The sequence below is a fragment of the Neisseria sp. Marseille-Q1983 genome, assembly GCF_018224585.1.
Classification (GTDB): domain Bacteria; phylum Pseudomonadota; class Gammaproteobacteria; order Burkholderiales; family Neisseriaceae; genus Neisseria; species Neisseria polysaccharea.
This window is the reverse complement of the sequence record NZ_JAGTUI010000001.1, coordinates 1-20,050: the sequence shown is the minus strand read 5'-3', so window position 1 is coordinate 20,050 and position 20,050 is coordinate 1. Positions and strand designations below refer to the sequence as shown.

General features: G+C 54.2%; 16 protein-coding genes and 1 pseudogene. 8 read left to right on the top strand and 9 right to left on the bottom strand.

The features are described 5' to 3' along the window. Window positions 1–83: 83 nt before the first annotated feature. Both nadA and nadB read left to right on the top strand, forming a co-directional pair. A complete protein-coding gene (nadA, locus tag KEM39_RS00085; protein WP_118997034.1) occupies window positions 84–1,196 on the top strand; it encodes a quinolinate synthase NadA in 1,113 nt (370 codons plus the stop codon). A gap of 51 nt (window positions 1,197–1,247) precedes the next feature. Beyond that, complete coding sequence (gene nadB / locus KEM39_RS00080; RefSeq protein WP_118997035.1) at window positions 1,248–2,756, top strand: L-aspartate oxidase; 1,509 nt, start codon at window positions 1,248–1,250, stop codon at window positions 2,754–2,756. A gap of 175 nt (window positions 2,757–2,931) precedes the next feature. On the opposite strand, the gene pgmB is transcribed toward nadB, so the two are convergent. The 3 genes from pgmB to KEM39_RS00065 form a co-directional block, all read right to left on the bottom strand. Further along, the gene (gene pgmB, locus KEM39_RS00075; protein ID WP_118997036.1) at window positions 2,932–3,597 is read right to left on the bottom strand and encodes a beta-phosphoglucomutase; all 666 of its coding nucleotides are present in this window, start codon (window positions 3,595–3,597) and stop codon (window positions 2,932–2,934) included. 12 nt (window positions 3,598–3,609) lie between these two features. Continuing rightward, complete coding sequence (locus KEM39_RS00070) at window positions 3,610–5,868, bottom strand: glycoside hydrolase family 65 protein (RefSeq protein ID WP_118997037.1); 2,259 nt, start codon at window positions 5,866–5,868, stop codon at window positions 3,610–3,612. Between the two features lie 74 nt (window positions 5,869–5,942). Then, window positions 5,943–7,295, bottom strand: a complete 1,353-nt coding sequence (locus KEM39_RS00065) for an SLC45 family MFS transporter (RefSeq protein WP_118997038.1) — start codon at window positions 7,293–7,295, stop codon at window positions 5,943–5,945. A 388-nt stretch (window positions 7,296–7,683) separates the two neighbouring features. Here KEM39_RS00065 and ettA point away from each other — a divergent pair, with 388 nt between their 5' ends. Further along, on the top strand, window positions 7,684–9,360 hold the full coding sequence (ettA, locus tag KEM39_RS00060; protein WP_118997039.1) for an energy-dependent translational throttle protein EttA: 1,677 nt from the start codon (window positions 7,684–7,686) through the stop codon (window positions 9,358–9,360). A 59-nt stretch (window positions 9,361–9,419) separates the two neighbouring features. Here ettA and KEM39_RS00055 read toward each other — a convergent pair whose 3' ends face one another. The 3 genes from KEM39_RS00055 to KEM39_RS00045 all read right to left on the bottom strand — a co-directional run bounded on the left by KEM39_RS00055 (window position 9,420) and on the right by KEM39_RS00045 (window position 11,914). After that, the gene (locus KEM39_RS00055) at window positions 9,420–9,905 is read right to left on the bottom strand and encodes a phosphatidylglycerophosphatase A (protein ID WP_118997040.1); all 486 of its coding nucleotides are present in this window, start codon (window positions 9,903–9,905) and stop codon (window positions 9,420–9,422) included. Then, a complete protein-coding gene (thiL, locus tag KEM39_RS00050) occupies window positions 9,898–10,854 on the bottom strand; it encodes a thiamine-phosphate kinase (protein ID WP_118997041.1) in 957 nt (318 codons plus the stop codon). Before thiL ends, KEM39_RS00055 begins: the two co-directional genes overlap by 8 nt. Before the next feature lie 364 nt (window positions 10,855–11,218). Continuing rightward, the gene (locus KEM39_RS00045) at window positions 11,219–11,914 is read right to left on the bottom strand and encodes an OmpA family protein (RefSeq protein ID WP_025458266.1); all 696 of its coding nucleotides are present in this window, start codon (window positions 11,912–11,914) and stop codon (window positions 11,219–11,221) included. 363 nt (window positions 11,915–12,277) lie between these two features. On the opposite strand from KEM39_RS00045, the gene KEM39_RS00040 reads away from it, so the two are divergent. Continuing rightward, window positions 12,278–13,228: a CysB family HTH-type transcriptional regulator gene (locus tag KEM39_RS00040; protein WP_118997043.1), complete on the top strand. Its 951-nt coding sequence runs from the start codon at window positions 12,278–12,280 to the stop codon at window positions 13,226–13,228. Window positions 13,229–13,340: 112 nt separating this feature from the next. Here KEM39_RS00040 and fnr read toward each other — a convergent pair whose 3' ends face one another. After that, entirely contained in the window at window positions 13,341–14,075 is a 735-nt protein-coding gene (fnr, locus tag KEM39_RS00035) for a fumarate/nitrate reduction transcriptional regulator Fnr (protein WP_025456583.1), read from the bottom strand. 134 nt (window positions 14,076–14,209) lie between these two features. Here fnr and hemN point away from each other — a divergent pair, with 134 nt between their 5' ends. Then, complete coding sequence (gene hemN, locus KEM39_RS00030; protein ID WP_118997044.1) at window positions 14,210–15,631, top strand: oxygen-independent coproporphyrinogen III oxidase; 1,422 nt, start codon at window positions 14,210–14,212, stop codon at window positions 15,629–15,631. A 111-nt stretch (window positions 15,632–15,742) separates the two neighbouring features. Here hemN and KEM39_RS11435 read toward each other — a convergent pair. Further along, window positions 15,743–15,868, bottom strand: a pseudogene (locus KEM39_RS11435) (IS5/IS1182 family transposase); the annotation flags it as partial. A gap of 117 nt (window positions 15,869–15,985) precedes the next feature. Then, window positions 15,986–17,560, bottom strand: coding sequence for an inorganic phosphate transporter (locus KEM39_RS00020; protein ID WP_118997046.1), 1,575 nt, complete (start codon window positions 17,558–17,560; stop codon window positions 15,986–15,988). Window positions 17,561–17,713: 153 nt separating this feature from the next. Here KEM39_RS00020 and KEM39_RS00015 point away from each other — a divergent pair, with 153 nt between their 5' ends. From KEM39_RS00015 to KEM39_RS00005, 3 genes are all read left to right on the top strand, one after another. Further along, the gene (locus KEM39_RS00015) at window positions 17,714–18,814 is read left to right on the top strand and encodes an anhydro-N-acetylmuramic acid kinase (RefSeq protein WP_118997047.1); all 1,101 of its coding nucleotides are present in this window, start codon (window positions 17,714–17,716) and stop codon (window positions 18,812–18,814) included. A 118-nt stretch (window positions 18,815–18,932) separates the two neighbouring features. Next, window positions 18,933–19,874, top strand: coding sequence for an adhesin MafA (mafA, locus tag KEM39_RS00010; protein WP_025458271.1), 942 nt, complete (start codon window positions 18,933–18,935; stop codon window positions 19,872–19,874). A gap of 3 nt (window positions 19,875–19,877) precedes the next feature. After that, a partial coding sequence (locus tag KEM39_RS00005; protein WP_211709461.1) for a MafB family polymorphic toxin occupies window positions 19,878–20,050 on the top strand: 173 nt, incomplete at its 3' end.

Here is a 20,050-nt window from a genome sequence, read left to right as displayed (position 1 = left end):
AATTTGAGCATAATATAAAACTATTTCAAAATATAAACGGCAAACCTTCATGCCGTCTGAAAAACCAGCTACAAGGAAACATCATGCAAACCGCCGCCCGCCGCTCGTTCGACTACGATATGCCACTCATCCAAACGCCGACTTCCGCCTGCCAAATCCGTCAGGCGTGGGCGAAGGTTGCCGACACGCCCGACCGCGAGACGGCAGGCCGTCTGAAAGACGAAATCAAGGCTTTGCTGAAGGAGAAACACGCGGTTTTGGTGGCGCATTATTACGTTGATCCGCTGATTCAGGATTTGGCTTTGGAAACGGGCGGATGCGTGGGCGATTCGCTGGAAATGGCGCGCTTCGGTGCGGAACATGAAGCCGGTACGCTGGTGGTGGCGGGCGTGCGCTTCATGGGCGAGAGCGCGAAAATCCTCTGCCCTGAAAAAACGGTGCTGATGCCTGATTTGGAAGCGGAATGTTCTTTGGATTTGGGTTGTCCGGAAGAAGCGTTTTCAGCGTTTTGCGACCAACATCCCGACCGCACGGTGGTGGTGTACGCCAACACTTCCGCCGCCGTGAAAGCGCGTGCCGATTGGGTGGTAACGTCTTCGGTGGCGTTGGAAATCGTGTCCTATCTGAAATCACGCGGCGAGAAACTGATTTGGGGGTCCGACCGCCACCTCGGCGACTACATCCGCCGCGAAACGGGCGCGGATATGCTGTTGTGGCAGGGTTCGTGCATCGTCCATAACGAATTCAAAGGGCAGGAGCTGGCGGCGTTGAAAGCGGAACACCCCGACGCGGTGGTGCTGGTACATCCAGAATCGCCGCAAAGCGTCATCGAACTGGGCGACGTGGTCGGCTCGACCAGCAAACTGCTGAAAGCCGCCGTATCGCGCCCTGAAAAAAAATTCATCGTGGCGACCGATTTGGGCATCCTGCACGAAATGCAAAAGCAGGCACCCGACAAAGAATTCATCGCCGCGCCGACGGCAGGCAACGGCGGAAGCTGCAAAAGCTGCGCGTTCTGCCCGTGGATGGCGATGAATTCGCTGGGCGGCATCAAATACGCCCTGACAAGCGGACGCAACGAAATCCTGTTGGACAGGAAGCTGGGCGAAGCCGCCAAACTGCCTTTGCAGCGTATGCTCGACTTCGCGGCAGGACTCAAACGCGGGGATGCGTTCAACGGTATGGGGCCCGCCTGATTTACCGTCCATATTGCCGTTTCAGACGACCTCTCAAACAAGGACAACACCATGCAAACCGATTGCGACGTATTGATTGCCGGAAACGGGCTGGCGGCACTGACGCTCGCCCTGTCGCTGCCTGAATCGTTCCGCATCGTCATTTTGTGCAAAAACCGGCTGGACGACACCGCCAGCCGTCATGCGCAAGGCGGGATTGCGGCGGCGTGGTCGGGAGAGGACGACATCGAAAAACACGTTGCCGATACCTTGGAAGCGGGCGCGGGTTTGTGCGACGAAGCCGCCGTCCGCGCCATCCTGCCGCAGGGCAAACCGGCAATCGAATGGCTGCTGGCGCAGGGCGTGGCGTTCGACCGGAATCATAACGGCCTGCACCTGACGCGCGAAGGCGGGCATACCTGCCGCCGAATCGCCCACGTCGCCGATTACACGGGCGAAGCCGTCATGCAGAGCCTGATTGCCCAAATACGCCGCCGCCCGAACATCCGCGTTTGCGAGCGGCAGATGGCGTTGGACGTTCAAACCGAATCAGGCGCGGCGTACGGGCTGACCGTCCTCGACTGCCGAACGCAAGCAACCTACCGCATCCGCGCCCGCCATACCGTACTCGCAGGCGGTGGCTTGGGACAGATTTACGCCGCCACCACCACGCCACCCGAATGCACGGGCGACGCCATCGCCATGGCGATACGCGCAGGCTGCACAGTCGGAAACCTCGAATTTATCCAATTCCACCCCACAGGTTTGGCAAGGCCGTCTGAAAACGGACGCACCTTCCTGATTTCCGAAGCCGTGCGCGGCGAAGGCGGCATCCTGACCAACCAAGCGGGCGAACGGTTTATGCCGCATTACGACCGCCGCGCCGAACTCGCGCCGCGCGACATCGTTGCCCGCGCCATCGCCGCCGAAATCGCCAAACAAACGCAAGACTTCGTCTCGCTCGACATCAGCCGCCAACCCGCAGAGTTCGTCCGTCAGCATTTCCCGTCCATCCATCGGCACTGCCTGTCCCAATGCGGTTTGGACATCACGCGCCAAGCCATCCCCGTCCGCCCCGTTCAACACTACACCTGCGGCGGCATCCAAACCGACCCCTGCGGCAGAACCTCCCTGCCGCAGCTCTACGCCTTAGGCGAAACCGCCTGCACAGGGCTGCACGGAGCCAACCGCCTCGCCAGCAACTCCCTGCTCGAATGCGTCGTTACCGCCAGACTTGCCGCCCAAACCATCGCGGACGGACAAGCATTCCAAGCCAAAACGTCTCCAAGGCCGTCTGAAAACCCCTCCGCCGAAGCAGGCATCTTTGCAGACGACCTTCAAAACACATTCAGCCGCCCCGTCCTGCAAGCCTTCAACCAACGCCATCTGGGCATCCTACGCAACGATACCGGCCTGCGCCGCGCCATCGCCCAACTGCGGCTTTGGAAGCAAAATCAAGCCGAACCGCACACCGCGTCCGAATACGAAAACCGCAACCTACTCGAATGCAGCCTCGCCGTCGCCCAAGCCGCATACGCAAGGCGGCAAAACATCGGCGCGCATTTTAATAGTGATTGTTAAGGTTGGCAGGTCAGAGAAAATCGTTCAAATAAATTTGAATAGCATGGTTAAGAAATTGGCATTCGGTTTTTAGGGTTGCGTAAGTTGGGTTATCAATCTGTTCTAAAAGCAGAAAGGCCGTCTGAAACACTGTTCAGACGGCCTTTTACTTCCTTAACACTTTATCTGACGCGTTTTACCTGCCCGACTGTGCCCACACGTTTTGCAGGTAGGCGTAGGTCAGCTCGGCGGTATCGGACACCAGCGCGATGTCGCTGCCCAAGTCTTCGGCTTTGCCCACGCCGATAGGCAAGGCGCCGGCGGCTTTGATGGCGGCTACTCCTGCTGCTGCGTCTTCGATGCCGATGCAGCGGCGGATGTCCGCGCCCACGCCCTCGGCTGCGGCGAGGAAGATGTCGGGGGCGGGTTTGGAATGCGCGACGGCGGCAGGGTCGGCAATGGCGTCGAAGAAGTGGGTCAGCCCCATGCGTTCGAGCAGGAAGGGGCCGTTTTTACTGGCGGACGCGAGGGCGATTTTTTTGCCGTTTGCCCTCAATGCTTCCAGCAGCGGCAAAATGCCGGGGTACACGTCTTCGGGTTTGACTGCCTGAATCATCTCGACGTAGTTGTCGTTTTTGCGGTGGGTCAGTTCGGCGAACTCGGTTTCGCCGACGGTTTTGCCGCCGTGCGCGAGGATGCGTTTGAGCGAATCGTCGCGCGACACGCCTTTGAGCTGCTCGTTAAACTTGCGGTCGATGCTGATGCCCAGTTCTTCGGCGAGCTTTTTCCATGCGCGGTAATGGTATTCGGCGGTATCGGTGATGACACCGTCGAGGTCAAAGAGCACTGCGGTGAAAGTCATTTTGCACCTTCCTTATTTTTCCAACGCGACGGTGTGGCTGCCGTTGAGTGTGATGTCTTTGTCGTACACCTGCAATTCGAGCGGCTCGCCTTTGAGCAGGGTGAAGACGACGTTTTCTTTGCCGACGGCGACTTTAATCAGACGGCCTCGGTAGTTGATGTGGAAGGCGTAGCCTGTCCACGCGCCCGGCAGGAACGGAGCGAAGCTGAGTTTGCCGCCCCAGGTTTTCATTTGGGCGAAACCTTGGACGATGGCGAGCCACGAGCCGGTCATAGAAGTAATGTGCAGGCCGTCTTCGGTGTCGTTATTGTAGTTGTCCAAGTCCAGACGGGCGGTGCGCTGGTACATTTCCACGGCTTTTTCTTCTTTGCCCAGTTCGGCGGCAAGGATGGCATGAATACACGGCGACAACGAGCTTTCATGCACGGTCATCGGTTCGTAGAAGTCGAAGTTGCGACGTTTTTCGTCCATATTGAAACAGTCGCCGAAGAAATAGATGCCTTGCAAGACGTCTGCCTGTTTGATGAAGGGCGAACGCAGGATTTTGTCCCACGACCATTTCTGGTTGAGCGGCAAATCATCGGGCGAAAGCGCGGACACTGGGCGGATGTCTTTGTCGAGGAAGCCGTCGTGCTGCACGAATACGCCGAGTTCTTCGTCATGCGGACGGTACATATTCGCGCTGATGTCCGCCCATTTTTCCAACTCGTCGGCACGCACGTTCAAATCCGGACGCGGGTATTTCGCCAGGGCTTCGCGGGTGTAGTCCAATACCCATGCGGCGAGGGTGTTGGTGTACCAGTTGTTGTTGATGTTGTTTTCGTATTCGTTCGGGCCGGTTACGCCGTGAATCATGTATTTGCCGTTGCGTTTGGAGAAGTGGACGCGGTCCGCCCAGAAGCGGGACACTTCGACCAAGACTTCCAAGCCTTCTTTGGCAAGATAGCTTTCGTCGCCGGTGTAGTTGGTGTAGTTGTAGATGGCATAAGGAATCGCGCCGTTGCGGTGGATTTCCTCGAAGGTGATTTCCCATTCGTTGTGGCACTCGATGCCCGTAAACGTTACCATCGGATAGAGTGCGCCCGCCAAGCCCTGTTCGCGCGCGTTGTGTTGCGCCTGCGGCAGTTGGTTGCGGCGGTATTGCAGCAGGTTGCGGGTAACTTCGGGTTCCGCCAGTGCGAGGTAGAGCGGCACGGCGTAGGCTTCGGTGTCCCAATAGGTCGCGCCGCCGTATTTTTCGCCGGTAAAGCCTTTCGGGCCGATGTTCAGACGCGCGTCTTCGCCGTAGTAGGTGGAGAACAGTTGGAACAGATTGAAACGGATGCCTTGCTGCGCTTCGTCGCTGCCTTCGATGACCACGTCGGCGATTTCCCAACGGTGCAGCCAGCCTGCTTTGTGCGCGTCCAGCAAGGTTTCAAACGTAACGCCTGCGATTTTTTCCGACAAGGCACGGCCTGCGGCTTTCACTGCTTCCAAGCCCTGATAATCGCGGCTGGTGGTAACAATAACCCGTTTTTCAAAGATTTCGGGCGTGCTGCCGACTTCGGCCTCGAAAGAATTAGAAACTTGCCAGTCGGTTTGGCTGCCGCCGAGGGCTTTGAAGCTGCCGGCGAAGGTTTGCTCGGCGTTGACGATGAATTGTTCCACGCCGAAAGGATTGGCGACGGTTTGGGTGGCAATGTAGGAGAGGCCGTCTGAAACGCCTTTGTCCAATACCTGCCAGAATTTTTCTTCGTAGTTGGAGTCTTCGTTTTTCACGTCGGCATCGATGATGGCATCAATGCGGACTTGGTGGGTTTTACCGTCAACGGATACGGCTTCCCAGCGGATGACCGCCAGCTCTTTTTGTGCGACAGACAGGAATTTGCACACATCGAAACGCACGCCGAATACGGTGAACGAGCGGCGCAACACGCCGTGCTGCATATCGAGTTCGACGGAGAAGCCGGCAACGTCGTTTTTCGCCAAGTCCACTTCCTGCCCGTCGACAAAGATTTTGACTTTGCTGAAATTGAACGCGTTGATGGCTTTGCCGAAATATTTGGGATAGCCGTTTTTCCACCAGCCGACGCGGGTTTTGTCGGGGAACCACACGCCGGCGATGTAGGTGCCCAAGTGGCTGTCGGCGGAGTAGGTTTCCTCAAAGCTGCCGCGCATACCCATATAGCCGTTGCCCAAGCTGGTCAGGCTCTCTTGCAGCCGTTTGTGTTCTTTTTCCAGCTTTGCCGAACGCAGCGTCCAAGGGCTGATTTCCATGGTTCTTGTATACATTTATGAAGCTCCTGTTATTAAAATTGTAAGTTCGGCAAAGGTTTCAGACGGCCTTTGCCGATGGTATGGATGGATTATTCGCCGTGGGTCTCTTTAATCAGACATACTGAGAAGGCTCCCAGCAGCAAGACTGCGCCTGCAACCAAGAACATGGTTGCCTGATGGCTGCCCAGCATAGGGAAGAGGATAAAGCTCAACAGCGAAGCGACGATCTGGGGCATACAGATAGAACCGTTAAACAAGCCCAAGTAAGTGCCCATATATTTGCCCGACAAGGCGTTGGTTACAATCGTCAGCGGATACGTGATGATGCCCGCCCACGCGATGCCGATTAAGGTATAAGACAGAATCAGTGCGTATTGATTGTGAATGAAGAAGATAGAGAAGAAACCGAGCGCACCTAAAGCCAAACAGCCGAAATAACCCGCCTTATGGTATTGATTCGGCACTTTTGCCAGAATAAACGAGCAGATAACGGCAGCAACCGACTGCACCGCCGCCAATACGCCGTACCAGTTGCCCGCCTCCTGATAACCCACGGAAGAGGCATCGGTTGTCTGCCAAACGTTTTCCGCAATCGCGCCTGCCGAGTAAGTCCACATATATTGGAAAGCGAACCAGCAGAAAAACTGCACCAGAGTAACCGTCCAAAACGCTTTGGGCGCGGTTTTCAAAAGTTCGAACCAGTTGGCTTTTTCCTGATTCGCAGCGACATCGATGCCGTGGTAGCGGGCGTAGGTTTCCGGGTCGTATTCCTTCACTTTGAAAATCGTAAACGCGCCGGTAATCACCAGCAATGCCGCACCCACATAAAACGCCACGACCACGGTTTGCGGAATCACGCCTTTCTCGGCGGTATTCGCCAAACCGATATACGCGAACACAAACGGCAGGATCGCCGCCACGACCGCGCCGGTATTCGCCAAAAAGCTCTGAATCCCGTAGGCGTAGCTTTTCTGCTCCTCGTTGACCATATCGCCGACCATCATCTTAAACGGCTGCATCGCCATATTGGAAGACACGTCCAGCAGCGCAATCATCAGCGCGCCGAACGACAAAGCCGCCAAAGAAGCGTAGCCGAAACCGAAGCTGCCCGAGTTCGGCATCAAAATCATCACGATGACCGCAATCAGCGTGCCGTAAAACAGATACGGCAGGCGGCGGCCGCCCAATCGCGGCATCCAAGTGCGGTCGGAGTAATAACCGACAATCGGCTGCACCAGCATCCCCGCCAGCGGCGGCAGGATAAAGAACCAGCCCAAATTATGCGGGTCTGCGCCTAAAGTTTGAAAAATGCGGCTCATCTGCGAGCTTTGCAGGGTAAAGGCCGTCTGAACGCCGAGATAGCCGAAGCTCAACATCCAAATCGTGCTTTTTGCCAGCGCGGGCAAACCTTGTTTTGCTGTTTGAGGCGTATATTCCGACATAAGGTAAATCCTTTTTTGATTTGAAAAGTATAGTGGATTAAATTTAAACCAATACGGCGTTGCCTCGCCTTAGCTCAAAGAGAACGATTCTCTAAGGTGCTGAAGCACCAAGTGAATCGGTTCCGTACTATCTGTACTGTCTGCGGCTTCGTCGCCTTGTCCTGATTTTTGTTAATCCACTATATTTGCTTTGGAAAATCCGAAATGGTTGCCGGTGCGGCGATTCCCTATCATTATTATTTTTTTTGTCTGTATAATTTCAAAGGGATAGGCGGATTTTATGAATCCTGCCCGATTTTGGCAATACCGGTTCGCGGATAAACTGGCTTAAATCAAATTATCGGTTAAAATGGCCGTCTGAAATTTGTTTGACGGAAATGAGAAAACTATGTCCCAACAATACGTCTATTCTATGCTGCGCGTAAGCAAGGTTGTGCCGCCGCAGAAAACCATCATTAAAGATATTTCCCTTTCTTTCTTCCCCGGCGCGAAAATCGGTTTGCTCGGTTTGAACGGCGCGGGCAAGTCCACCGTGCTGCGGATTATGGCGGGTGTGGATAAGGAATTTGAGGGCGAAGCCGTGCCGATGGGCGGCATCAAAATCGGCTACCTGCCGCAAGAGCCTGAGCTTGATCCTGAGAAAACCGTGCGAGAGGAAGTGGAAAGCGGTTTGGGCGAAGTGGCGGCGGCGCAGAAACGTTTGGAAGAAGTGTATGCCGAGTACGCCAGTCCTGATGCGGATTTTGACGCGCTGGCGGAAGAGCAGGGCCGCTTGGAAGCGATTATTGCGGCAGGTTCGTCCACGGGCGGCGGTGCGGAACACGAATTGGAAATCGCCGCCGACGCGCTGCGCCTGCCGGAATGGGATGCCAAAATCGATAATTTGTCCGGCGGTGAAAAACGCCGCGTTGCCTTGTGCAAACTCTTGTTGAGCAAGCCCGATATGCTTTTGCTGGACGAGCCGACCAACCACTTGGATGCGGAATCGGTCGAGTGGCTGGAGCAATTTCTCGTGCGCTTCCCCGGCACAGTCGTTGCGGTAACGCACGACCGCTACTTCCTCGACAACGCCGCCGAATGGATTTTGGAACTCGACCGCGGCCATGGTATTCCGTGGAAAGGCAATTACTCGTCTTGGCTGGAGCAGAAAGAAAAACGCTTGGAAAACGAGGCAAAATCCGAAGCCGCACGCGTGAAGGCGATGAAGCAGGAATTGGAATGGGTGCGCCAAAATGCCAAAGGCCGCCAAGCCAAGTCCAAAGCGCGTTTGGCGCGTTTTGAAGAAATGAGCAACTACGAATACCAAAAACGCAATGAAACGCAGGAAATCTTCATTCCCGTCGCCGAGCGTTTGGGTAACGAAGTGATTGAATTTGTGAATGTTTCCAAATCGTTCGGCGACAAAGTGCTGATTGACGATTTGAGCTTCAAAGTGCCTGCGGGCGCGATTGTCGGCATCATCGGCCCGAACGGCGCGGGTAAATCGACGCTGTTCAAAATGATTTCGGGCAAAGAGCAGCCTGATTCCGGCGAAGTGAAAATCGGGCAAACCATGAAAATGAGCCTGATCGACCAAAGCCGCGAAGGTTTGCAAAACGACAAAACCGTGTTCGACAACATTGCCGAAGGTCGCGACATTTTGCAGGTCGGACAGTTTGAAATCCCCGCCCGCCAATATTTGGGACGCTTCAACTTTAAAGGCAGCGACCAAAGCAAAATCGCAGGGCAGCTTTCCGGCGGCGAACGCGGACGTTTGCACTTGGCAAAAACCTTGTTGAGCGGCGGCAATGTATTGCTGCTGGACGAACCGTCTAACGACCTCGACGTAGAAACCCTGCGCGCGCTAGAAGACGCATTGCTGGAATTTGCCGGTAGCGTGATGGTGATTTCGCACGACCGCTGGTTCCTCGACCGCATCGCCACGCATATCTTGGCGTGTGAAGGCGACTCCAAATGGGTGTTCTTCGACGGTAACTATCAGGAATACGAAGCCGATAAGAAACGCCGACTCGGCGAAGAAGGCGCGAAACCGAAACGCATCAAATACAAACCGGTAACGCGTTAACCTCCGAAACAATGCCGTCTGAAAGGCTTTCAGACGGCATTTTTACAAGGCAGCACCGTTTAAAACAGCATTGCAATCCTCAAGACAATCAAGGTCATCACCGCAGCCGCCATATCGTCCGCCATAATGCCCGAACCGCCGTGCAGATTCTTGTCAAACCAACCGACGGGGGGCGGTTTGAGCGCGTCAAACAGACGGAATAGGACAAATGCCGCCAGCCACCACGTCCACCTGAACGGCACAAACGCCAGCACAAACATCATCGCGACAATCTCGTCCCAAACAATCCCACCGTGGTCGCTGACACCCGTTTCACGTTCCGCATAAGCGCAAATGCGTATGCCCCACATAAACAGCACGATACACAAAAAAGCCAGCAGCCATCCGTCCACACCCGCTAATATCAACACAAACGCCAAAGGCAATGCCGCCAAAGTTCCGAAGGTACCCGGCGCAAACGGAGCAAGCCCGCTGCCGAAACCAAATGCCAAAAAACACAACGGCCGTTTCAACAGCCACGCAAAGTCAGGTTTAAAATCAGCCAAAATGATCGAATCCTAAAGAATGTAGTTCCAATTCCCTGCCGTCGGCATCTAAAACCTTCAGACGGCATCCTCCGTTGATTTTGCCGATGCGCGTTACCGGCACGCCGCACCGTTCCGCCGCATCAAGCACGCGGCTGTGGCAACTTTCCGATGCGGTAAAAACCAGCTCGTAATCATCACCTCCCGCCAAAGTATAAGACAGCCATTGCGCTCGGGGTAAAATATCTTTCAATACAGATAAAGACGGCAGCGAATCGGCCCAAATTTCTGCCCCCACGCCGGAAGCGGTCAGGATATGCCCCAAATCTTGCGCGAGGCCGTCTGAAACATCCTGCGCCGCCCGGGCAAACGGCAGCAAGGCAAGCCCCAGCCCAACCCTTGGCTCGGGGCGGAGCAGCTTTTGTTCGCATTCGGCAAACACATCATCCGGCAACACACACCGTTTCAGACGGCAGTTCAAAGCCGCCGCCGCCATACCGACACGCCCCGACACCCAAATATCGTCGCCCGCAACCGCCGCATCACGCCGCAATGCCCTACCCTTCGGCAATTCGCCGATAATGGTTACATTGAACGCCATATCGCCCTTGGTCGTATCGCCGCCGATTAAGGTGATACCGAACTTTCCCGCCAAACCGAAAAAACTGCCGCAAAACCGTTCCAGCCATACTTCATCCAATTCGGGCAACGCCGCGCTCAGCAGCACCCAACGCGGTATCGCACCCATCGCCGCCATATCTGAAATATTGACGGCCAAAACCTTCCAAGCTAAGTCTTCAGGTTTGACATCTGCAAAAAAATGCCTGTCCTTCAAAAGCATATCCGCACTGAAACACAAATCGAAGCCTTCACGCGGGCGGACAATCGCCGCATCGTCGCCTATGCCCAATACGACATCCTTATCCGTGCCTGTTTGCAAATACCGTTTGATGAAGTCGAATTCTTTCATGTCGCAAAATATCCGAACGCACCGCCATGTTGATTTTTATTAATCTGCTGTATTTTACACAGTACCGCACATAAAACGCAGCACCGCGTACAGCACTGATTTGAGAGAGTTTGTTCCCTCACAAACAAATCCAAATTCTATCGCCTTCAAAACCGGAGTTTCAAGCACCAGGAAAATTTTGATGAAGCATAAACCCTACCCCATATTCTGACAATAACCGTTTCCGCAAGCATCCTAAAAACAAACCCCGCAAAAGCGGGGTTTGTTTTGTTTCATCAGAACCGATTAGAGTTTGATACGTAAACCTCTTCTCTTATACAGAAGAGGAATCCAACCCTACCCATCGGCAAGATGCTTTTAAAGCTTATTGTTGGGTGTGAACATGAGCCGGCGCAACCTGACGGGTTACGATGCTGCGGATTTTCACGTCAACACGGCGGTCAGGTTCGATACATGCAATCAGAGCCTCACGTTTTTTGGCTTTAGAGGCTTTTGCACCCAGTTTGGCAACTTCAGCTTCACAAACTTGAGTCATTTGCGCTTGAGATTCGCCCAAGCCGACAGCAGAAGTTTTAGAAGCAGGCACACCGTTGCTGACCAGGTAGTTTGCCACTACGTTGGCGCGACGCTCGGACAGAGCCTGGTTGTATTTTTCAGAACCCATGAAGTCGGTATGACCTTCAACACGTACGGATTGTACGTTGGTTTGACCCAGGCGTTGGGCCAATACTTTCAGGTTGTCTTGGGCTTCGGCACGCAGTACGTCTTTGTCGAAACCGAACAGGGTTTTGGCAGACAGAGAAACGGTTTCGTCAACATATTGCGGAGCCTGCTCTACAACAGCAACAGGAGCCGGTTCAACTGCATCGCCACACTCTACGCGACCTTGGGTTGCTTTGTCGAAGTAAGTGTTTTTCCAGCATTCGCCGTAGTTGTTGCGTACGACTTCTTGTGATTGGCCGCTCACGGTATAACCGTGGATATGGGCTTCGCTCGCCATAGCAGTGCCGGAAGCGAGCAATGCAACGAATAATGCGCTTAATTTCAGCTGTTTGGTCATTTTATTCCCTCATTAAATTTGTACAGCAGATACAGAAGCAACTGCTGAATTGCCAACATACAGGCCGCTGTAGAAACATGGCGGCAAATCGGATATTTCAGTCTCCACTATAAAGAAGCAGGGGGCGGACTGTCAATACTCAACGCCTGAAAACAACCGTAAAACAGCCTGTTTCCTGATAGTCTATCATGCCGAAAAATCAATTCCGTGTCATTACTTTAGGGGGATTTTTTCCATATCGCACGATTGCCGTTGCACAAAAACAACAAACACAACGGCAAAGCCCCATACCGTAACGGCAAGAAAATATGATAAATTATAAACAATGTTCAGCCACCCGACACAGACCCACACCGACCCGACATGAAATTACAGCAATTAAAATACGCCTTAGAAGTTTACCGGCACAACCTGAACGTTTCCGAAGCGGCCGAAGCCTTATTCACATCACAACCCGGCATCTCCAAACAAATCAAATTGCTGGAAGAAGAAATCGGCATTCAGATTTTTATCCGCAGCGGCAAGCGCGTGGTTTCGGTCTCGCAGCCGGGCAAGGTGGTTTTGGATATTGCAGAACGTATTTTGCGCGATGTTCAGAACATTAAAAATATCGGCAGCGAGTTTACCGGACACGACAGCGGCTCGCTGACGGTTGCTACGACGCATACTCAGGCGCGTTATGCCCTACCGTTGATTGTTGCCGATTTCGTGAAACGCTACCCGAAAGTCAATCTGACCATCAAACAGGGAAGCCCTGCCGCCATCGCCCAAATGGTTACTTCGGGAGAGTCTGATTTGGCAATTGTTACAGAGCGTATAGACGACCATCCCGAACTGGGCAAACTCCCCTGCTATGACTGGACACACGCGGTGATTATACCGAACGACCACCCCTTGCTCGAATGCAGGAATCCCCTCCGCATTGAAGATTTAGCGAGGTTTCCGCTGATTACTTATGAATTTGCATTCAATGCGGGCAGCAGCATCGCGCGGGCATTCTCCAAAGCCCGTTTGGAACGGCCGGATGTCGCATTGGCGGCGGCGGATACGGACGTATTGAAGACTTATGTGCGCTTGGGTTTGGGCGTGGGACTGATGGCGAAAATGGCCTACAACCCGGATACGGACGGCGATTTGCAGCTTGTGGATGCGGCACACCTGTTCGAGCCGTCGCCGACGTGGATTGCTTTGCGCAGCGATACTTACTTGCGCGGATATGCCTACGACTTTATCCAAGCGTTTGCGCCGCACCTGACACGCGAGAAGGTGGACAGGATTCTGTACACGCCCATCAGCGAGGATTTTTCGATTTAGGCGGCTGCCGGTTTTCAGACGGCACTTTGCGGCAGATAAAACAAACAGGGCAGATGTTTTCGTCTGCCCTGTGTTTATTGAGAATGCCGTCTGAAATGCTCGTACAGGTTAATCAAATGGCGTGCGAACAACCGGATACCATCTTTTTCAGCACTTGCAGATTAAGAATCTTGATGTGTTTGTGTTCGACGGAAATCAATCCTTCCTGATGAAACTTGGACAATGTGCGGCTGACGGTTTCGAGTTTCAGCCCGAGATAGCTGCCGATTTCTTCGCGGGACATTCTTAAGATGAAGTCGTTGGCGGCGAAACCGCGCGAGTAGAGCCTTTGGGAAAGGTTCAGCAGGAAGGCGGCAATCCGTTCTTCGGCGCGCATATTGCCCAACAGCAGCATAACACCTTGATCGCGCACGATTTCACGGCTCATCATGCGGAAGAAGTGGGTACGCAGGCTGGGGATGTTCTGCCCCAGTTCTTCGATGTGGGTAAACGGCAGCTCGCATACCTCGCTGTCTTCCAAGGCGACCGCATCGCAACTGTGCACATGGGAACAGATGCCGTCCATGCCGATGAGTTCGCCCGACATAAAGAAACCCGTTACCTGATCGCGACCGTCCTGACTGGCGACGGTTGTTTTAAAGAAGCCCGAACGGATGGCAAAGAGCGAAGTAAAGGCTTCGCCGGCACGGAACAGGTATTCGCCTTTTTTCAGGCGGCGGCTTTGGCGGATGACGGCATCGAGTTGGCTGAACTCGTTGGGCAGCAATCCGACAGGCAGACAAAGTTCCCGCAAAGAACAGGAAGAACACAAGGTTTTCATCTGATGTGTAGTATTATGCGAAGCCATACCGTACCTTTTCGTGTGTTTTGCCCCATCCCGATTATGTGCTTGTTGACACATATCAAGACAGGTTTATCATACTGTGGCATTCTACCAAACTATCCAAAATTTGACTAACATCATAAAACCGCACACACACCATGAAAATTATTCAGATACAGAACAATCACAATGTAAACGATGACCGCCCCGAGTTTGACCGCGAACTGATTGCCAGCCTGCCCGCCAGCGGCCCGCGCTATACTTCCTACCCTACCGCCGACCGTTTCCACGACGGTTTCCGCGAAGGCGAATATATCAAAGCTTTACATTTGCGCGGTATGGGCGCGTTAAACAAACCGCTTTCCCTTTACATTCACATTCCGTTCTGCAACACCATCTGCTACTACTGCGGCTGCAACAAAATCATCACCAAAGACAAAAGCCGCGCCGATGCCTACATCGAATATCTTGAAAAAGAAATGGAACTGCTCGCTCCACATCTGAACGGACGGCACCAGCTTGCCCAACTGCACTTCGGCGGCGGCACGCCGACCTTTTTGAGCGACGAACAGATCGAACGTGTCTTCCGCATGATCCGCAAACATTTCGAACTGATACCGTCCGGCGAATACTCCATCGAAATCGACCCGCGCAAAGTCAGCCGCGACACCGTCCTCATGCTCGGCAGACTCGGTTTCAACCGTATGAGTGTCGGCATTCAGGATTTCGACCCCAAAGTGCAGGCGGCAGTCAACCGCATCCAAAGCTACGAAGAAACCAAAGAAGTCATCGATGCCGCCCGTGAGGCAGGGTTCAAATCCGTCAGCGTCGATTTGATTTACGGCCTGCCGCATCAGACTTCTGAAAGCATCAAAACCACCATCGATACCGTTTTGTCGCTCGATCCCGACCGCCTCGCCCTTTACCACTACGCCCACCTGCCGCACGTGTTCAAACCGCAACGCCGCATCGATACCGCCGCCGTCCCCGACAGCGAAGAGAAACTCGATATGCTGCAATACTGCGTCCAAACCCTGACAGAGCGCGGCTACGTCTTCATCGGCATGGACCACTTCGCCAAACCTGACGACGAACTCTCCATCGCCCTCAAAGAAGGCTTCCTCCAGCGCAACTTCCAAGGCTATTCGACCTACGCGGATTGCGATTTGGTCGCCATCGGCGTGTCGTCCATCGGCAAAATCGGCAGTACCTATTCCCAAAACGAACGCGACATCGATGCCTACTATGCCGCCATCGACGAAGGCAGACTGCCCATCATGCGCGGCTACCAGCTCAATCAGGACGACATCCTGCGCCGCAATATCATTCAGGATTTGATGTGCCGCTTCGCGCTCGACTACCGGATTTACGAAAGTATGTTCGGCATCCCGTTCGACCGCTACTTCAAAGACGAACTGGCGGATTTGGAAAAACTCGCCGGTTTGGGATTGGTGCGCCTGAACAGCCACGGGCTGACCGTTACCCCGAAAGGACGCTTCCTCATCCGCAACATCGCCATGGTGTTCGACTACCACCTGCGCCACAAGGAAACCAAAGCGAAATATTCACAAACAGTGTGATTGCAGCCAACGTACAAATGCCGTCTGAAAGGCTTTTTCAGACGGCATTTTACTGCCGGCAGGATAAGTGTTTTCAAGAACAGGCGGCGGCATATCATAACGTTCCGCACCTTTGTATTCGACCGTTCCGAAACCAAGATATAGTGGATTAAATTTAAACCAGTACAGCGTTGCCTCGCCTTGCCGTACTATCTGTACTGTCTGCGGCTTCGTCGCCTTGTCCTGATTTTTGTTAATCCACTATACCAAACGGCATATCCCGACAGAACAGATTGTGCATAAGGCACAAGCCCGCACATTCCATCAACAAAATGCCGTCTGAACACAGGTTCAGACGGCATCAGTATTTTACAATCAGAACACTGCCTGCAAAATCAAATAGCTGACTACCGACAGGACGGCGGCTGCAGGCAGGGTAATGACCCACGCCAAACCGATGGGCTTCATCAGTTTCCAATTGGCATTACGGTTGACCAGACCGATACCGAGTACCGCGCCGACCAAGATATGCGTACTGGAAACAGGCAGCCCCATCAGCGACGCACCCATCACAACGGAGGCGGCGGACAGTTCGGCGGTAAAACCCGAGGCGGGGTGCATTTCCGCCAAACTCGTACCGACGGTTTTAATCACCTCTTTACCGACAAACCACAAACCGACAATCAGCGCGATGCCGAAAGTCAGCATCGCAATCGGGGGGACGGAGGTTTGCGCGGCAACGCTGTTCGTCCGCAAAACATCCATAATCGCGGCAAACGGGCCGATGGCGTTGGCGATATCGTTCGCACCGTGGCTGAATGCGAAGCCGCAGGCGGTAAAGACCTGCATCCATGAAAACATCTGAAAGGTCGATTTGCCCAAGTCTTTACGCTTGAGGCTTTTGGCAAACACAAACGTCCCCATCCACACCGCCGCGCCTATCATAAAGATGGTCAGGAAGCTGTTGACGTTGCTCATCCCCAAATGCAGGTTTTTCAAGCCCTTGAAAATCAGCATGGCAGAAATCATCATCGCGCCGAACGAAGCGATAAAGGGAACCCAAGAATGCAGCGCCTTGTAGGAATCGACATTGTCTTTGCGGTTGTCGAACACATACAGCCCGCGATAATACTCGGATTGCAGCTCTTGCGGATCGAATTCGGGCTCGTCGTAAATTTGCGCGTCGTGCGCCATTTTGGTGGCGTATTCGACTTTTTCGGCTTCGGTCAAACCCTCGAAAAACAAGCGGTGTTGTTCTTTATACGCCTTTTTTTCCTGCTTGATGCCCTTGAGCGTGCCTTCCGCCCAAGCGTTGTAATCTAAGACGTTTTTCTTGACGCGCGAAAACAGGAAATAGGACACCGCGCCGCCCAACACGGGCGACAATACCCAAGACATTCCGATTTCGCCCAGCTTGCCCCACCGTATCAACGCCACCCCGTCCGCATTATGCGTAAACGCCATACACAACGCACTTCCGACGATGCCGCCGATAATCGCGTGCGTCGTCGAAACCGGCAGGCCTTTGCGAGACGCGAACAGCAGCCACAATGCCGCCGCCAAAAGTGCGGACATCATAATAAACACAAACTGTATGGGTTCGAGGTCCATACCGTTCAGATTGACGATGCCTTTACGTATGGTATCGGTTACCTCGCCGCCCGCGATGACCGCGCCGCTGACTTCAAACACCGCCGCAATCAGCAAAGCCTGCGGAATGGTCAGCGTGCCGGAACCGACGCTGGTGCCGAAAGAATTGGCAATATCGTTGCCGCCGACGTTGAACGCCATAAACACGCCGAACATCGTGGCAATGATGAAAAGCACGCTGTTATTGTAGTGGGTATAACCCAAACCCCAATAGATAAAATAGCCGACTATGCCTACCAGCATGGCGGCAAAGACGGCGTTAATCAGTTTCAAGTTCGCACTCATTTGAGTTTGAGCCATGGAAGATTCCTTAGTAAACACAGAAGGGTTTTCGCGGATATTGTAACCTTTTGCAATCCGTCTTGAAACATTTATTTACACTGCGGCGGCAAATCGGTATACGAGCGTCAATACACGTTAAAATGGCGTTTTGCACACGGTTTGGGAGCGGAAATGGAAACACAGCTTTACATCGGCATTATGTCGGGAACCAGTATGGACGGGGCGGATGCCGTGCTGGTACGGATGGACGGCGGCAAATGGCTGAGCGCGGAAGGGCACACCTTTACCCCCTACCCCGACAGGTTGCGCCGAAAATTGCTGGATTTGCAGGATACGGGCGCAGACGAACTGCACCGCAGCAGGATTTTGTCGCAAGAACTCAGCCACCTATATGCGCAAACCGCCGCCGAACTGCTGTGCAGTCAAAACCTCGCACCGTGCGACATTACCGCCCTCGGCTGCCACGGGCAAACCGTCCGACACGCGCCGGAACACGGTTACAGCGTACAGCTTGCCGATTTGCCGCTGCTGGCGGAACTGACTCAGATTTTTACCGTCGGCGACTTCCGCAGCCGCGACCTTGCGGCCGGCGGACAAGGTGCGCCGCTCGTCCCCGCCTTTCACGAAGCCCTGTTCCGCGATGACAAAGAAACACGCGTGGTACTGAACATAGGCGGGATTGCCAACATCAGCGTACTCCCCCCCGACGCACCCGCCTTCGGCTTCGACACAGGGCCGGGCAATATGCTGATGGACGCGTGGACGCAGGCACACTGGCAGCTGCCTTACGACAAAAACGGTGCAAAGGCGGCACAAGGCAACATATTGCCGCAACTGCTCGACAGGCTGCTCGCCCACCCGTATTTCGCACGACCCCACCCCAAAAGCACGGGGCGCGAACTGTTTGCCCTAAATTGGCTCGAAACCTACCTTGACGGCGGCGAAAACCGATACGACGTATTGCGGACGCTTTCCCGTTTTACCGCGCAAACCGTTTTCGACGCCGTCTCATACGCAGCGGCAAATGCCCGTCAAATGTATATTTGCGGCGGCGGCATCCGCAATCCTGTTTTAATGGCGGATTTAGCAGAATGTTTCGGCACACGCGTTTCCCTGCACAGCACCGCCGAACTGAACCTCGATCCGCAATGGGTGGAGGCGGCCGCATTTGCGTGGTTGGCGGCGTGTTGGATTAATCGCATTCCCGGTAGTCCGCACAAAGCAACCGGCGCATCCAAACCGTGTATTTTGGGCGCGGGATATTATTATTGAGCGCAAATGCCGTCTGAAAGCCCGTTCCGCCGTTCAGACGGCATTTTTGCCCCTTTCGTTTACAAAACCTTAAAATCCCTTTACACTCAAACCCGTTCAACATCAAACAAACCCCGCCATGAAAATCCTGCTCCTCCTCATCCCCATCGTCCTCACCGCCTGCGGCACACTGACCGGCATTCCCGCTCACGGCGGCGGCAAACGCTTTGCCGTCGAACAAGAACTCGTCGCCGCATCGTCCCGCGCCGCCGTCAAAGAAATGGACTTGTCCGCCCTGAAAGGACGCAAAGCCGCCCTTTACGTCTCCGTTATGGGCGACCAAGGTTCGGGCAACATAAGCGGCGGACGCTACTCTATCGACGCACTGATACGCGGCGGCTACCACAACAACCCCGAAAGTGCCACCCGATACAGCTACCCCGCCTACGACACTACCGCCACCACCAAATCCGACGCGCTCTCCAGCGTTACCACTTCCACATCGCTCTTAAACGCCCCCGCCGCCGCCCTGACTAGAAACAGCGGACGCAAAGGCGAACGCTCCGCCGGACTGTCCGTCAACGGTACGGGCGACTACCGCAACGAAACCCTGATTACCAATCCCCGCGACGTTTCCTTCCTGACCAACCTCATTCAAACCGTCTTCTACCTGCGCGGCATCGAGGTCGTACCGCCCGAATACGCCGACACCGACGTATTCGTAACCGTCGACGTATTCGGCACCGTCCGCAGCCGTACCGAACTGCACCTCTACAACGCCGAAACCCTTAAAGCCCAAACCAAGCTCGAATATTTCGCCGTCGACCGCGACAGCCGGAAACTGCTGATTGCCCCTAAAACCGCCGCCTACGAATCTCAATACCAAGAACAATACGCCCTTTGGACCGGCCCTTACAAAGTCAGCAAAACCGTCAAAGCTTCAGACCGCCTGATGGTCGATTTCTCCGACATCACCCCCTACGGCGACACGACCGCCCAAAACCGTCCCGACTTCAAACAAAACAACGGTAAAAACCCCGATGTCGGCAACGAAGTCATCCGCCGCCGCAAAGGAGGATAAACCGTGCATCCATTACGCCGGCTAGCCAAGTTTCTTGTCGTCTGCATTCTCGCAGCAACGACAACCATACAGCCCGCCCTCGCGGCGGACTTGGCGCAAGACCCGTTCATTACCGATAACGCCCAACGGCAGCACTACGAACCCGGAGGCAAATACCACCTCTTCGGCGACCCGCG